This window comes from Aquella oligotrophica, from assembly GCF_002892535.1.
GTDB lineage: Bacteria > Pseudomonadota > Gammaproteobacteria > Burkholderiales > UBA11063 > Aquella > Aquella oligotrophica.
Map to the genome: position 1 here is coordinate 646,964 of NZ_CP024847.1, position 15,966 is coordinate 662,929.

Consider the following 15,966-nt stretch of genomic DNA (forward strand, 5'->3'; position numbering starts at 1 on the left):
GTGCTTAACTCTTGCTTTGTAGGCTATTTATTTTGTTTTGTAACTGTTTGATTAAGCTATCAACTCCCTCATTTTGAACAGTGTCATTAAACTGCGTCCGGTAAGTTGTTACTATGCTGACATTTTCAATTTTGACATCATAAATCTTCCAGTTGCTGCCTATTTTTGCTAGATCCCATTCAATATTTACTGGCTGATTTGTGCTTTTACCATTGCTTGGCAGTTTAAAAGTACCTTTTACTGCTGCTTTATTCTGCTTTTCTCCACTGATATTGCTGCTATCAATTGATACTTGTGCACCTTTGAATTTGGATAGTGCTGAAGAGTACTGAAAAATTAGTAGCTGCTGAAATAATTGCGTAATTTTAGTTTGTTGTTTAGGTGATGCCTGTTTCCATGAAGTTCCCATAGCAAATTTTGTCATAAGGTTAAAGTCAATTTGCGGAACTATGCTATTTTGTATCATTGTCATTGCATCTTTATCACTAAGATTCTGATTGACCGCTTGGCTTAGCTGGGTTGCGCTAGTTTTTATTACATAACATGGAGTGTCTGCATCACAGTTGCTTGTATTAACGGTAACAACTGCCGAATCCTTACCTGCTTTGGCAGATTTTGCAGGAGAGCTTGCTACAGGAGCACTACTTGTCGTTGCTGCATTTACTATTGACATTAAGTTAAGGAGGCTGATCGCCAGAATAATTTTTTTCATTCTCTTATTACCTTTATTTAGTCATGAATTTTTCGATTAACTGTTCTAATACCATTGCTGAAGAGGTAAGCGTAATTGTATCATTATTTTTGAGCATGGTGTCATCCGCTCCGGATTGTATCCCAACATATTGTTCCCCTAATAAGCCTGTAGTAAGAATTTGGGCAGAGCTATCACTTGAAAAATGATAGTTGTTATCGATGCTCATAACTACCTGAGCTTGGTAAGTTTTAGAATTGAGTCCAATAGCTGTTACTCTTCCAACCGTGAAGCCAGATATCTTTACTGGAGCTCCACTTTTTAGTGAACCTATGTTGCTAAAATTTGCATAAAGAGTATAACTACTATTATTGGTACTACCAAAGGAGGTTATATTTGCTACTTTTAATGATAAAAATACCATGCTAGCTATGCCAATTAGAACGAAAATACCAACCCAAAAATCAATCATGCTACGTTTCATTAGATACCTTTTAACCTATAAAATCAAAACATAAATGCAGTTAATACAAAATCAAGTGCCAGTACCGCAAGTGCAGAATGAACAACTGTACGTGTGGTTGCTGATGAAACACCTTCAGCAGTTGGCTTAGCTTGTAACCCCTGATATACCGAGATTAAACTGACTACTACTCCAAAGATAGCGGCTTTGATCAATCCATTAATTACATCATCATGAAGTGATACGCTACCCTGCATTTGTGACCAGAAAGTGCCCTTATCAAGTTGCAGTAATGTAACCCCAACAAAATGTCCACCGAGGATGCCGCTACTATCAAATAGGGCTGTTAGTAAAGGAACTGCGATAATCCCACCAATGAATTTGGGAGCTATTACCCGTTTGATTGGATTAACTGCCATTACATCCATGGCATCAAGCTGTTCGGTTGCTTTCATTAAGCCAATTTCGGCCGTAATTCCTGAACCAGCACGTGATGCGAATAAAATTGCACTTAAGACCGGGCCAAGTTCACGCAATAGTGCTAGTGCAACAAGCGAACCAAGTACGCTAACAGAGCCAAACCTTTGTAAAGTATTATATCCCTGTAAGCCTAAAACCATTCCAACAAACCAGCCTGATACGGCAATAATCAGGATGGATAATACGCCACTAAAAAAAACTTCTTTAATGATCAAGTATGGACGTTTGATTGCATAGCCTAAGCCCAAGATAATCATGCCAAGTAATTTACCTAGTTCGCCAAGCATGAAAATAAAGGAGCTAAATGGGCTCCCAATTTTTTCGACAAACTTTCTAAGATTCTTCATTAATTTCTGCCAAGATAATATTCATAGCCGTTTTTGGCTGGATATTTATATGAGAATGAACCACCTAACTCACCGCGAATAAATTGTCTAACGGCCGGATTAGTCGTATTTGCAACCTCAATCGGAGTCCCGTGGTCGATAATTTCTCCATTTGCCATAAAATATACGTAGTCAGCAATTTTCATAGTTGCCTCTATATCATGGCTTACTAAAACAGCGGTTTGCCCAAGATTATCATTTAGCTTTTTTATTAGCATTGCCGTGATATTTAATGAAATTGGATCTAGTCCCGTAAATGGTTCATCATAAAGCATAAGTTCCGGATCCAGTGCTATTGCTCGGGCTAGGGCAACTCTACGTGCCATTCCTCCAGAAAGCTCATTTGGAGCCATTTCCTGTGTTCCGGTTAAACCAACTGCTTCTAGTTTCATTGCCACCATTTTATGAATGATGCTGGTGGGTAAATCAGTGTTCTCTATAAGAGGAAATGCTACATTTTCTGCCACAGTCATATCGGTAAAAAGTGCACCAAATTGAAACAGCATTCCAAGCTTTTGGCGTAATTTTAAGACATCTTTCTTTGGTAGGTTAGCCATGTCTTGACCAAATACACGACTCGTTCCTGAGTTGGCGGTAATCTGTCCAGAGATTAGGCGTAAAACTGTAGTTTTTCCGCTACCACTACCGCCCATAATAGCGGTAATTTTCCCCTGTTCAATATCAAGGTTAACCGACTTTAAAATTGGTTTATCTTCGCTGTAAGCAAAGGATACGTCAGAAAGACTGACTAAATTATTTTTCATTTTAGGTTTACTTTAATCAATCAATGTTTAATTGCTCCAGTATTATACTAAAAAGCTCGGGTAATTAGCATTCTATTTACTGGCTTATTTAAATTTTAGCCAGTCAACTTAGCTAGTCAATCTGGTTTTTTGTTGCTTTTATTCTTCCTTGTTAACGTAATCAGGTAAAATTTCGCATGAAAATAAGCTGCCTAAAGTTATTGCTGAAGGAGTATGACGCTATTATTTTTCTGTCTCCCTATGGTTATGACTTTTATTCGGTCAGGTTTTTTTAGAAGAGGTAAAAAATACCAATGTTAAATGATATATTAAAAAACCCATATTTACGTTTGATTCGTTTTGATAAACCAATCGGAACCTTATTATTGCTTTGGCCAACACTGTGGGGGCTTTGGGTTGCATATGGTGGGATTCCGCCATTAAAGGTGCTGATGACGTTTGTTGTGGGTGTTTTTCTTACTCGGGCTGCAGGCTGTGCGATTAATGATGCTGCCGATTCTGAGTTTGATAGTCATGTGAAAAGAACTATTTCGCGACCTGTTGCTAGTGGTGAACTAACCAGATTACAAGCCATTGTTGCAACTGGAGTTCTTAGTTTGATGGCATTTATTCTCGCTGCAATTTGTCTTCAAGGTAAGACTCTTCTTTGGTCTATTCCTGCGTTATTAATATTTATCACTTATCCCTTCTTTAAACGCTTTTTTCCTATTCCGCAGCTGTATCTTTCATTTGCTTTCAGTTTTGGTATTCCTATGGCTTTTATCGAGTCTGGGATGGGGCTAACTTTAGCCACACTAATGATTTTTGTCGCTAATTGCTTTTGGGTTCTTGCTTATGATACCATTTATGCATTGGTAGATCTTGATGATGATCTACAAATTGGGATTAAAACTTCTGCTATTACCTTTGGTAAGTATGTAATTCTGGCAATTATGCTTTGTTACTTTGGGTTTTATGTTTTGCTTTTACTTTTGGCGATGAAATTTGACTATGGATTTTGCTACCTATTTTCAACTTTACTCGTTCTAATAATGATAGCCTATGTTTATCGCGAAATAAAAGGATTCGATCGACAAAGGTGTTTTAAGGCTTTTCTTTTTAATAATTACATCGGGATGGTAGTTTTTATCGGAATCTTTCTTGAGTATTTGAGCTTCAAATGATATTGAATGTAACAGCAGACACGTCTTTTCTTAAGCAATTACCAAATGCGCCGGGGGTCTACCGTTTTTTTGCTAGCGATGGTACTTTGCTATATGTCGGTAAGGCAACGAGTCTTTTTAAGCGGGTGCGTTCTTATTTTAGGCGGGATAATAGCATTTCGCCACGAATAAGCTTAATGATTGCAAAAATTGCCAGTATTGAAGTTACGGTTACCGAGAATGAAGCCTCCGCATTGATCCTTGAGAATAATTTGATAAAAAATGCGCGACCAAAATATAACATAGTCTTTCGTGATGATAAGAGCTACCCTTATATTCGCGTTTCACAACATCAATTTCCGTTGATTGAATATACGCGGCATAAGCCGGATAAATTGGCTAGTTATTTTGGTCCGTATCCTAATTCTTATGCGGCTAAGGAAGCACTTGAACTGCTACAGCGATTGTTCAAACTAAGGACTTGTGCTGATCCGGTGTTTGCCAATCGTTCGCGTCCATGCATGCTTTACCAGATTGAGCGCTGCTCCGCGCCATGTGTTGGTAAAATTTCAGAAAATGAGTATTCACGGCTGATAAAAAATGCAGTAACATTTTTGTCTGGGAACTATACGGAACTTGTTAACAAAATGAGTTCGGAAATGTACTTGGCTGCTGAATTACTAAACTTTGAAGAGGCTTCTGGTTTACGCGATAAAATTGCTGCGATAAAGCAGGTTCAGGATCGGCAAATTATTAGTAGTAGCTCAGAAGCTGTTAACGGAGATTTGGTTTCATTTGTCGAACATGGTGGTGTAGTTTTTATTTATCTGATAATGCTTCGTAATGGAATTTATATTGGTGACAAGCATTTTGAAATAAAGGTGATTGACGAAATAAATACGGTTGAAGCATTTTTTGAGGAATACTATGCGTTAAGGCAGGATACAACAACCGTATATTGTGATTTTAGTATTGATGAGAGATTTATCAAATTTATGCTTGAAGCCAAAAATATAAAAATTCAGGAAGTGAAAGCCAATAAACGGATAAATGAATTATTTAAAATGGCGCAGACGAATTTGCAGATCATCATTGAAAACCATGGTAAAGATAATCAGTATGGAAAAGGTGTTGCTAGATTATCACAGTTACTTGGGCGAGATATTAATCGGATTGAGTGTTATGATACTAGTCATCACCATGGTAGTAGTGCAGTTACCTCTATGGTTGTTTATGAAGGTGGATTAATAAACAACAATTTATATCGTAAATTTAATCTGCCAGCAACTATTAATGGCAATGATCTTCTGGCTTTGTCCACTGTTTTAAATCGCCGTTTGGTAAATAAAACTCTTCCAACCCCTGAGGTGATTTTGGTTGACGGTGGTAAAACTCAGCTGGAGGAAACGAAAAACATACTTGAGCAACTAGGCTTTCATGATAAAATAAAAGCTATTGCCATTTATAAGGGTGAAAATCGGCGACCGGAGCTTGATAGAGTAATAATTAATACGAACCTAGAGCTAAATTACCACGATGAACCCCAATTATTTAAATTGCTGCAAACATTAAGGGATGAAGCCCATCGTTTTGCAATCACAGGTCATCGTAAAAAGCAGGTTAATAAAATGAAGCATTCACGGTTGGAGGATATACCTGGGATAGGTGTGCAAAAGCGAAAAGCATTGATGGCATTTTTTGGTAGTAGCCAATTGGTGGCTGCTGCTACAGTTGAGGATTTATGTCAGGTAACGGGTATTGGACCGGAACTGGCAGTGCAGATCTACTCATATTTCCATTAACAATAACCAAAAATAAAGTTGAGTTGCTTAAGTATATGGCAAATAAAATTCCGTTACCTACCATTCTTACTTGGCTTAGGATTGCATTAGTGCCATTCTTTGTTGGGGTATATTACTTTCCAGATTATTTGATTAGTATGCCACTTAAAAATATGTTGGCGACGGTTATTTTCTTATTTGCTGCAATTACTGATTATTTTGATGGTTACCTTGCGCGCCGGATGAATTTGGAAACTAGGTTTGGAGCATTTCTTGATCCCGTTGCGGATAAAGCATTGGTTGCAGCGAGTCTAGTTGTGCTGGTGAATTTAGGGCGTACTTTTGTTTTTGCTGCGATCATCATAATCGTACGTGAAATTGCAATATCTGCTCTGCGTGAATGGATGGCGCAAATTGGTGAAATAAAGAGTACTGCTGTTGCGTATATAGGTAAAATTAAAACTACGTTTCAGATGACAGCGATCTCATTGCTTTTACTCGACTGGCATAGCAATATACTGGGTAATCTGTGTATGTTAGTGGCGGTTATTTTAACTGTAGTATCAATGTTTTACTATCTTGAACAGGCGAAGAAGCATATTACTGAAGAAAGAAATTCATAATGTCAAATAAAGAGAATCTTGAAGTCAATAACCAATCCAAAGCTGGAGCAACCCCCAGAAAAAAAATGATGTTGGATGAATTTGATGGTGAGAGTTTAAGCGGTGATGAGCTGGAGCGTGGGAAAAGTCGTAAAAGTCGTGGACCGCGTAAACCGGGTAAAGAAGACGGACAAGATGTAAGTAAATTAATGCGTCTGGTTAGCGTTGGGATAGAAAATCTTAGCCCAGAGGAACAAAAAAAGCTTGAAGAGCAGAAAAGTAAACTTCATTATCTACTTGGTAAGGGTAAAGAGCGTGGTTATGTAACCAATGCTGAAATAAATGATCATTTACCGGACCATGTGACCGATCCCGAAGTTATTGAACAGATCATAATGATGATTGAGACAATTGGGATCAAAGTCTTTGAATATGAACCAAGTCAGGAAGAGCTTTTAATTTCGGGAACTTCATCTGCGACGGTAAATGATGATGAGTTTGCAGTTGAAGAAGCAGAAAAAATTCTGACTAGTACCACCTCCTCAAATGAGTTTGGACGTACGACAGATCCGGTACGGATGTATATGCGTGAAATTGGTACCTATGACTTGCTTGATAAGACAGATGAAGCGGAAATTGCCCGTAAGCTTGAATCAAGTATTCAGTTAATGATTTCTGCAATTGCGGATTGTCCAAAGATTGTTAATTATATTTCTACAGCTTATCAGGACGTACTGGCTGGTAAGATTAAACTTGAAAATTTTGTTGATGAAATAATTACTGCTGAAGAAGTAGTTGTGACGGAGGCAGAAAATCTTGAAACCGCTACAGGTGGTTTTGAGGAAGATGAAGAGGGGCTTTCAGGGATTGAACTTGAAAAGCTGCGGCTTGCAACGGAAGAGTTTTTTAAAGAATTTGATGTTTTAGTTGCAAAACAAAACAAGATTATTGATAAGTATACTGCGGAATCTCCTGAATATCAGGCAATTCTTGCTGAGTTGACCGAAAAGCTTAGCCAAATCAGATTTACCAATCGCCAAATTGAGGTTTTTTGTGATATCTTGCGTGAAGCACATAAGGAAATTAAGCGATATGAGAGTGAAATTTTTCATCTGGCTTGTGAAGTAATTAAAGTTCCTGAAGACAAATTCCGTAAAGAGTTTATCGGTAATGAGGTTAATTGGGTTGATACTCATATTGCAAATAAAAAATATGCTGATTTATTTGAAAGCATGAAATTTGACATAAAAGAGCGTCAAGATAAAATCAAAGCCGTTGCCAGTGATTTGAAAATTAATGTTTCGGTCATTAAAAATCTTTACAAGCAATTAATGCGTGCTGAGAAAGAGCAAAAAAAAGCCAGAACGGATATGGTTGAGTCAAACCTGCGCCTAGTAATTTCAATTGCTAAAAAATATACTAACCGTGGGTTGCATTTCCTTGATCTGATTCAGGAAGGTAATATTGGTCTTATTAAAGCAATTGATAAATTCCAGTATCGAAAAGGATTTAAATTTTCCACTTATGCTACTTGGTGGATTCGCCAGGCGATCACGCGCGCAATTGCGGATCAGGGGCGCACAATCCGGATTCCGGTACACATGATTGAGACTATTAATAAGATGAGTAAGGAGCATCGTAAGTTATTGCAGGAGAAGTCAGGAGAGCCACTGACTAAGGAGCTTGCCGAGCGGATGGATATTAGTGAAGAGAAAGTCCGTAAAATCTATCAGGTAGCTTATGATTCAATTTCAATGGATGCACCAATTGGTGATGAGGATGATGCTAGTTATGGCGACTTTATTGAAGATAAATCGACCGTAATTCCATCAGATCACGGAGTTGATTATAGTTTAAAACGTACAGTGCGTGAAGTTCTTGATACTTTATCCCCGCGTGAGGCTAAAGTACTTTGTATGCGTTTTGGGATTGATACCGTTACAGATCATACTCTTGAGGAAGTTGGTCGTCAGTTTGATGTTACTCGTGAGCGGATTCGCCAGATTGAAGCTAAGGCAATCAGAAAATTGCGGCAGCCGAACCGTGCTGAGAAATTACGCAGTTTCCTAGATAGTTTCAGTGAAGTTGAAAACTTTGATGAAGAAGGTCTAGGTGAAGAGTTTGATGATTATTTAGATGAAGAATAAATCAAGCCTCTTATAAAAAATTGCCAAACAAATGTTTGGCAATTTTTTTATGCTTTTATTCACGCTGTAATCGACTATTTGTTAGAATAGCTGATTAATTTACCCGGATTTTATGGAGTTATGTATGCAGCTAAATGTGATCGGTGAACCATTGGAGCCTTGTTGCCTTGACCCGGTAACCGGATGGATGCGCAATGGTTTTTGTGATATGTATGAAGATGATGTTGGTATGCATCATGTATGTGTGCAAGTGTCGGCTGAATTTCTTGAGTTTAGTAAAGAAAATGGTAATGATTTAACTACTGCCAATGAGCATTTTCCTGGGTTAAAGCCTGGGGATAAATGGTGTTTATGTACTGCGCGCTGGATGCAGGCATTCAATCAAGATATGGCACCAAAAATATTTATCAAATCAACCAGTATCGAAGTATTAAATTATATTCCTCTACCAATACTTCAACAAATGGCATGTGATGTTTAAGTTAAAAGCAAACTTTGCTTTATTGGGTGAAGGATTTTATTCATTTGTTTCTCCACTGCCACTAGATAATAGTAGATTGGTTCATTTAAATTATCCACTTATTGATAAACTTGGACTTAATGAGGTGGATAATAAGGAATGGGATACAATTTTATCTGCCAAGCACATTTTCCCTGATTATCAGCCTTTAGCTAGTGTTTATGCTGGACATCAATTTGGTGTGCCGGTACCAAGATTAGGTGATGGTCGAGCGATGTTAATATTTGAACACGAGGATGATGAGGGTAGTATTTGGGAGCTTCAATTAAAAGGAGCGGGGTTAACACCTTATTCGCGAATGGGCGATGGTCGTGCTGTCTTGCGTTCGACAGTTCGTGAATATGTTGCTTCAATAGCAATGGCAGCTTTAAATATTCCAACTACCTTAGCGCTTGGGATGTGTGACTCAGATACGAAGGTTTATCGTGAGGAAGTTGAGACTGGCGCGGTTATTTTACGGGTTTCACCTAGCTTTATCCGTTTTGGTCATTTTGAATATTTTGCTAAACAAAAGAGACTTCAGGAGTTACAACAATTAATTGATTTTACAATTTCCAATTATTATCCAGAGATTGAGCTAGATTCTCCTGATTACATACTAAAATTTCTTGACGCGGTAGTGAAGAAAACTGCACAGATGATTGCTAGTTGGCAAGCAGTTGGTTTTGTTCATGGGGTAATGAATACAGATAATATGTCGATCTTAGGATTGACTATTGATTATGGACCCTATGCGTTTATGGATAAATTTATTCCTAGTCAGATATACAATCACTCCGATAGTGAGGGGCGTTATACCTATGCTAATCAGGTTTATATTGGCTGGTGGAATTTGTATCGTCTGGCTGAGTCGTTAGTCTTAATTTATCCGGATGCTGATCAACTTGAAAAATGCTTAGAAACATATGCAGACTATTATAATACCCGATATACGGAATTAATTGGTAAAAAGCTTGGCTTTGAGGTATTTGAACCGACTGATTTTGTTTTGGGTGAAAAATTACTTAAATTAATGCAGCAGTATCAGATGGATTGGACGTATAGTTGGCGTCAGCTTAGCTATGGTGAGTCTGGATATCATCGGTTAAAAAAGCTATATAATTTTGGCGACGATTTTTCTAACTGGTATTTTGAATGGCAACAGGCATTGCTAAATAATAAGATAGATTTAGATGGAGCGCTTAAACTGATGCAGGAAAGTAATCCAGCAATTGTGCCGAGAAATCATCTATTGCAGGAAGTAATAACTAAAGCGCAAAGTGGTAGTTATGAAGAGCTAGCACAGTTAATTGAGGTGTTAAATGATCCATATCAGGAAATTGAAAAATACCAAGACTATTATAAGCTGCCCCAGCATGGGCAGAGCATATTCATTTGAGTTGTTCATCATAAATTGAAAATCATTTTTGCGAGGATAAAATGTACAAAGAAGCAGGACTAACACCCTTTGAACGTTCCATTTTGGTTGATAAGTCAACCGAGCATCCTTTTACTGGCGAATATACAGATAACAAAGTTGATGGCACGTATTTGTGCCGAATGTGTGGACAGGCTTTATTTCGTGCGACAAATAAATTCCATTCAAGCTGTGGCTGGCCAAGCTTTGATAAGGAAATCGTTGGTGCTGTTAAAATGCTTCCCGATAGTGATGGGCGGAGAACTGAAATTATTTGTAATCATTGCGGTGGACATTTAGGGCATGTTTTTCATGGAGAAGGGTTTACTTCCTTAAATACTAGACATTGTGTAAATTCAGCATCACTAGATTTTGTTGCGGATACTGAAGTAACAAAAACCGATGAAGTTATTTTTGCAGCTGGCTGTTTTTGGGGCGTAGAATACTATTTGCAAAAATTACCTGGAGTTTTACTGACTGAAGTTGGTTATTGTGGTGGACATAAAGATAATCCTACTTATCAAGAAGTATGTACTAAAACAACTGGACATCTTGAGGTAGTAAGAGTGATTTACGATAGTAGCAAACTTGATTTGGATCGCCTGATTAAGTATTTCTTTGAAATCCATGATCCAACCCAAACTGATGGACAGGGGCCAGATATTGGAAACCAATATTTAAGCGCAATTTTCTATTATAATCAACGGCAGAAAGAAATTGCAGAAGGTATAATTAAGATACTTCAGGAAAAAGGCTATCAGATTGCTACAGCGTTAAGACCTGTTGAACCTTTCTGGATCGGCGAAGAATATCACCGTGATTATTATAATCATAAAGGGTCTTTGCCTTACTGTCATGGTTATACTAAACGCTTTTAATAAGATATTTATTATAACTGCTCGGACTATATCGCAATAATTACTATTTATTTGGATAATACAATAGGAGAATATTTTGAATAATCAGCAAAAAGATATTTATACGCTACCTTCTAGGGTACTTTTGGGAGTAGGTATTTGCGATTTATTGCGGGGTATTGCACATACGTTTTTATTAAACTACTCAGCAAGTCATGTGGCTAAGTTTGATTTGGCAACGGTACCGATGGATCAAATCTTTATGCTTGGTGTTTTTGGGATGTCAAATTTTGTTACTGGCTTTATTAATATCTTGGTTGCAATTAAGGCTCGTGAGATCTCTCCACAAGTGTTATTATTAATTCCGCTGGCTTATCTGATTGGACTAGTTGGGGTTCGATTAAATGGTATTCATGCAGATGCTACTTTTAATGGCCGTTATATGATGTTTGTCTATTTTGCCATTTGTGGGCTAACTTATTTGATATTTTTGATTCAAAAACGAAAGATTAAGGTGTAACGTTTATAAGATAAGCCGCTAATTTATTTAACGCTTGGAGGCACGCGGGATGGAAAAATTATTTACGCTAGATATTGATATCAATGACGAAGATATTATTGATTTTGGCTTTCATGCAAAACACCTTGAACCAGAAAATCTGATAATCGATTGGGAAGAGATTGATGAGACTTTGGGCAAAGATGGTTGTGCACTAAAATTTATGCCAGAGGAAAAACGGGCAAATAAAGAAATCGTATTGTCAGCAGTTAATCAGCGTGGGATTGCCATTTATTATGCAGCGGAAGCATTGAAGTCTGATATGGACATTGCTGAGGTTGCAATATTACAGGATCCATTAGCATGGAATTTTATCAGTGATGGTTTAAAAGCCAATCGTGATTTTATTTTACGTATGGTGGGTAAGGAAGTAACTAGCCTATATTTTGCTGATGATAAATTTAAGCGGGATAAAGAAATTGTCCTTGCTGCGATAACTCATGATCCATATGCGTTAGCATATGCTGATATTAGCTTACGCTCAGATCGAGATATTGTTGCTGAAGCATATCGTTTACGGGCAAGCTCATTGCAGTTTGCGAGTAAAAATTTACGTTCAGATAGTGATTTCATGCGTCCTTTAATCATGAACTATCCTTATGCTTTTGAATTTGCATCAGAAGGATTAAAGTCTAACCGTGATTTTGTTAAAAATATTGTTTCTACTGCCGGTCGTGCATTAGAATATGTAGATGAGCATCTTAAATCAGACCCAGAAATAGTAGGGCTAGCCATAAAAAGTCACCGTTGGGCGCTTGAATATGCAAATAATGATCTTAGGGATAATAAGGAATTCATCCTGCCATTACTGGCTATTGGTGGACAAGTACTTCGTTATGTAAGTGATAGACTAAGATCTGATCAAGAAGTTGTTGCTGAAGCTATCAAGTATCACCCGTGGGCACTTGAATATGCAAATGAAGACATAAAAAATAACTTCGCGTAAAACCGCAGTCTGCACCATAGAAACATGAGGAAGAATAGTTGTTGGTTTGATGCAGACTTTTGGTTTAATAAAGAATATCCAAGTATATATTTTATTATTTAATTGCCAAAATAGCTACTAATATTTTTGTATAACAGTTATACAAAAATCCACTTTTAAATTGGCAGTAGCCTACTTTTGCTGCCACCCATTATGGATTTTTTCAAGATTTTGCTTATATTGGTTAATGATCTCTGTAATCGTTGGCCGCTCACATTCTGCATCTGTTTGTCCCTGATATTTACAAATAACCCAATAATGATACTGTCCAAACCCTATTGGACGTAAACCAGTCTCTAGAAATACCGACATTAAACAGGTAATTGTTATAGCGAGGAATAGTCCAGTTAAATAATTTACACAACCTTTATTTTTCGGTATTGAATAATTAGCTGATGAATCAAGCAGAAACCTTGCTATTACAATATAGATTGTTAATAGATTAAACATTACAAATGCCCAGCCATACATATGGACGCCAAAAATTGTTGAGCCAATTTGTGGCATACCTGGTGGGATTTCTACCAGAATATGGAGTAAAGAAACATAGCTACCAAGAATACTACTGATGAAACACAATAAGTAGCCGCATTTTAAGTTATTCGATCTAATGTTGATTAGTAGTCCAGAGCCAAATAATAAAAATCCAATGCGTTGCAAATTACATAAGGCGCATGGCAGTATAGTGTCAATAAATAGCTGATAATATAATGCAGTTAGCAATATTCCAGAGACTACTACTAATGCAATAAGATTTAGTTTTCTAAGCTGTTGGAAATTCATACTCTTTACCACGAATAGGTTTTTAAATCTGAAATATGAAAATTTGCATAGTGAATGATCCAGATACCATAAATGATGACTGAGATAATCACCAAACTATATTTTAACCTAGGATTTTTTATAAAAACAATCCCAAAGGCTGAGATGCAAACAGCAAAGAAGGGGATGATTCCTGCAAACAAAATTTTTCCTTTGGTTTGGATTATATATAGTATGAATTTTATCACACTAAAAATTTACTATATAAACCAGTTGAGTCATTATTTAATCAATATAAATAAGGGAAGTAAATTATCGGATGTTAACTACTTGTTCAACGGTAAGTTAGCAATTTACTCATCTGATTACCCACAAATTTGCTGCCTTGGGCTCGCAGATTATTCCGTGCGGATAAATGTTAGCTTCTTTTTTAATCTTTATTGTTATTTGGATTGACTCTTGAAATATTGGTGAAATATCTCTACGAGGTAGTTCGATTTCAAATATTATTCCAGTCTGACGATTCTTGAAAACTATTTTATGAATATTTGAAAGTAATGACTCTTTTTGACTATTATTAATTGAGTAAACCAAAGGTGATTCAATTCGAGTAGCTTTTATTTTTGCATCGGATAATGATGTCCCTTCTAGTATCATTGGCTTTAGCCAGATACTATCGCCTGAGATGGGAGTTACAGTGAGACTAATGCTTGCTTCTGGGCTTGGTCTCCACTCCTCTTCACCGTACCAAGAGCGAAAAACAATTGCGTCTGGGGTTGAAGTGAAATTTGGTTCTATACTAATATTTACTTCATTCTTGAAGCCTAGAATAAATTTTTCAGTTTCTATTTTATAGTTTCCAGCAGCGTTAAAGAGGATTATTTCATTATTCATTCTCGTATAGCTTTCTTAATTTAGTCTTATCTAATGATATTTAGCTCTATGGTTAGTCGAATACTATATTTTAAAGATTTTGTGTGAAGAAATGATTCTACCATCTAAAATAAACTTATCTTCAAATAAGAGCTCATCTTTAGTTATAATTAGCTACTACAAGTAATCTAATAGTTGTGTGTGGAAATTTATCAGGATAATACAATGAGCTTTAAATGTAAATGTGGAAGTAATAAAGATTATCAGGTTTGTTGCGGTATTTATATTAATGATAATAAGCTACCAGATACACCAGAACAATTGATGCGCTCTCGTTATACGGCATATACGATGGCTAATATTGATTATATTGTTAAAACTATGCAAGGTAAACCACTAGTTGCTTATGATCAGAAAGAATCTACACTATGGGCACAGAGCGTAATTTGGCAAAAGCTTGAAGTTTTAAATAGCTCAATGAATAATGATCAGGGGGTAGTTGAATTTAAAGCATATTATAATGATGCTAATCGCAATGTTATCTTACATGAGATTAGCCAATTTAGGCGTAAGGATGGGCGATGGTATTATATTGATGGTGAAATAATTGGCTAAAATAATCGTCGAACTATGGTGATCATTAAGTATGAAAGAAATCTATCTTAATAATTCCGATTCAGAAATAACTTTAATATTTTTGCATGGCTGGTGCCTAAGTCCGGAATCATTTCGTGAGCAAATTAATTATTTTCGTCGTAATTATTCGATCTTAGCCCCTGATTATTCTGAGCTGGTTGGCGATATGTCAGTTAGTCAGGATAGACTGCTATTAGAAATAGTTGAGAGAATAAGTAAACGTATTAGCCAATTAAATCTTTCTAAAGTTATTTTTATCGGTCATAGTATGGGTGGGATAATAGCATTACAGCTTGCTGCACGATTTATTAAGGTTACATTTGCGTCTATTATTATTGATACAACGATGCCTTCTTCCATTAAGCAACAGAAAGTTTTTCGTGATTTTCTCGCGTCATTATCCACGGGTAATCAAGAAGAGCAGATAAGAGGCTTTATTAGTAGAAGAATGTATAATCTTCAATTGGATGATAGGGATCGTGTAAATTTGATTATAAAGGAGATGGTAGATAAATGGAGTAAGTTTCCTGAGCGCTTTAACCAACTACTTTATCAGGCGGTATTATTTGACTCTGAAGCTGCATTACGTATTTTAAAAATGCCATTAATGTACTTAGGTGGAACTCCACCGTGTGGCGACATCGAGAAGCTACAGCAAATTAAGCGTGATATAATAATTAAAAGTCTGCCTTGTGGTCATTTTATTATGAATAATCTGCCACAAGATTTGAATCTTACTGTCGAGAAGTTTATCTTTAACATAATTTAAATATCCCCTCCAGCTCATCAGTCAATAATCTGCTTATACTCAAAACGATTGAAATTCCTAGCTCGTTATTTGGCTTCTCACTTACTATTTATAAGCTGCGTCGCTCACGCCTACTAGGCTTCTTCAGTCTGGCTGAGTATATATTGCGATAGT

At 36.7% G+C, this 15,966-nt stretch carries 17 protein-coding genes; 11 read left to right on the forward strand and 6 right to left on the reverse strand.

Going from position 1 to position 15,966, the window contains the following annotated elements; genetic code table 11:
• Positions 1–4: 4 nt before the first annotated feature.
• Genes CUN60_RS02950 through CUN60_RS02965 form a run of 4 tightly spaced genes read right to left on the reverse strand, consistent with a single transcriptional unit; the run spans position 5 to position 2,784 of the window.
• A complete protein-coding gene (locus tag CUN60_RS02950; protein WP_102950601.1) occupies positions 5–712 on the reverse strand; it encodes an MlaC/ttg2D family ABC transporter substrate-binding protein in 708 nt (235 codons plus the stop codon).
• Between the two features lie 13 nt (positions 713–725).
• A complete protein-coding gene (gene mlaD, locus CUN60_RS02955) occupies positions 726–1,175 on the reverse strand; it encodes an outer membrane lipid asymmetry maintenance protein MlaD (protein ID WP_102950602.1) in 450 nt (149 codons plus the stop codon).
• A gap of 23 nt (positions 1,176–1,198) precedes the next feature.
• A complete protein-coding gene (mlaE, locus tag CUN60_RS02960; protein ID WP_102950603.1) occupies positions 1,199–1,981 on the reverse strand; it encodes a lipid asymmetry maintenance ABC transporter permease subunit MlaE in 783 nt (260 codons plus the stop codon).
• Positions 1,981–2,784 carry an ABC transporter ATP-binding protein gene (locus CUN60_RS02965; RefSeq protein ID WP_102950604.1) on the reverse strand — a complete coding sequence of 268 codons (804 nt, stop codon included), beginning with the start codon at positions 2,782–2,784 and terminating at the stop codon, positions 1,981–1,983. The genes mlaE and CUN60_RS02965 overlap by 1 nt, the downstream gene beginning before the upstream one ends.
• 293 nt (positions 2,785–3,077) lie before the next feature.
• On the opposite strand from CUN60_RS02965, the gene ubiA reads away from it, so the two are divergent.
• The 9 genes from ubiA (at position 3,078) to CUN60_RS03010 (ending at position 12,734) form a co-directional block, all read left to right on the forward strand.
• Positions 3,078–3,947: a 4-hydroxybenzoate octaprenyltransferase gene (gene ubiA, locus CUN60_RS02970; RefSeq protein ID WP_102950605.1), complete on the forward strand. Its 870-nt coding sequence runs from the start codon at positions 3,078–3,080 to the stop codon at positions 3,945–3,947.
• Positions 3,944–5,728, forward strand: a complete 1,785-nt coding sequence (gene uvrC / locus CUN60_RS02975; protein WP_102950606.1) for an excinuclease ABC subunit UvrC — start codon at positions 3,944–3,946, stop codon at positions 5,726–5,728. Before ubiA ends, uvrC begins: the two co-directional genes overlap by 4 nt.
• 35 nt (positions 5,729–5,763) lie before the next feature.
• On the forward strand, positions 5,764–6,330 hold the full coding sequence (gene pgsA / locus CUN60_RS02980) for a CDP-diacylglycerol--glycerol-3-phosphate 3-phosphatidyltransferase (protein WP_245866366.1): 567 nt from the start codon (positions 5,764–5,766) through the stop codon (positions 6,328–6,330).
• Positions 6,330–8,456, forward strand: coding sequence for an RNA polymerase sigma factor RpoD (gene rpoD / locus CUN60_RS02985; RefSeq protein ID WP_245866367.1), 2,127 nt, complete (start codon positions 6,330–6,332; stop codon positions 8,454–8,456). Before pgsA ends, rpoD begins: the two co-directional genes overlap by 1 nt.
• Positions 8,457–8,580: 124 nt before the next feature.
• Entirely contained in the window at positions 8,581–8,937 is a 357-nt protein-coding gene (locus CUN60_RS02990) for a DUF2237 family protein (protein WP_222593289.1), read from the forward strand.
• A complete protein-coding gene (locus CUN60_RS02995; RefSeq protein WP_102950608.1) occupies positions 8,930–10,354 on the forward strand; it encodes a protein adenylyltransferase SelO in 1,425 nt (474 codons plus the stop codon). Before CUN60_RS02990 ends, CUN60_RS02995 begins: the two co-directional genes overlap by 8 nt.
• A gap of 41 nt (positions 10,355–10,395) precedes the next feature.
• Positions 10,396–11,250: a bifunctional methionine sulfoxide reductase B/A protein gene (locus CUN60_RS03000; RefSeq protein ID WP_102950609.1), complete on the forward strand. Its 855-nt coding sequence runs from the start codon at positions 10,396–10,398 to the stop codon at positions 11,248–11,250.
• A gap of 76 nt (positions 11,251–11,326) precedes the next feature.
• Positions 11,327–11,749, forward strand: coding sequence for a hypothetical protein (locus CUN60_RS03005; RefSeq protein WP_102950610.1), 423 nt, complete (start codon positions 11,327–11,329; stop codon positions 11,747–11,749).
• 49 nt (positions 11,750–11,798) lie between these two features.
• Complete coding sequence (locus CUN60_RS03010; protein WP_102950611.1) at positions 11,799–12,734, forward strand: DUF4116 domain-containing protein; 936 nt, start codon at positions 11,799–11,801, stop codon at positions 12,732–12,734.
• A gap of 171 nt (positions 12,735–12,905) precedes the next feature.
• Here CUN60_RS03010 and CUN60_RS03015 read toward each other — a convergent pair whose 3' ends face one another.
• Complete coding sequence (locus tag CUN60_RS03015; RefSeq protein ID WP_102950612.1) at positions 12,906–13,556, reverse strand: disulfide bond formation protein B; 651 nt, start codon at positions 13,554–13,556, stop codon at positions 12,906–12,908.
• A 336-nt stretch (positions 13,557–13,892) separates the two neighbouring features.
• On the reverse strand, positions 13,893–14,429 hold the full coding sequence (locus CUN60_RS03020) for a hypothetical protein (RefSeq protein ID WP_102950613.1): 537 nt from the start codon (positions 14,427–14,429) through the stop codon (positions 13,893–13,895).
• 204 nt (positions 14,430–14,633) lie between these two features.
• Here CUN60_RS03020 and CUN60_RS03025 point away from each other — a divergent pair, with 204 nt between their 5' ends.
• Both CUN60_RS03025 and CUN60_RS03030 read left to right on the forward strand, forming a co-directional pair.
• A complete protein-coding gene (locus CUN60_RS03025; RefSeq protein WP_102950614.1) occupies positions 14,634–15,023 on the forward strand; it encodes a YchJ family protein in 390 nt (129 codons plus the stop codon).
• Positions 15,024–15,054: 31 nt separating this feature from the next.
• Positions 15,055–15,813: an alpha/beta fold hydrolase gene (locus CUN60_RS03030; RefSeq protein ID WP_102950615.1), complete on the forward strand. Its 759-nt coding sequence runs from the start codon at positions 15,055–15,057 to the stop codon at positions 15,811–15,813.
• The last annotated feature ends 153 nt before the right edge of the window (positions 15,814–15,966 follow it).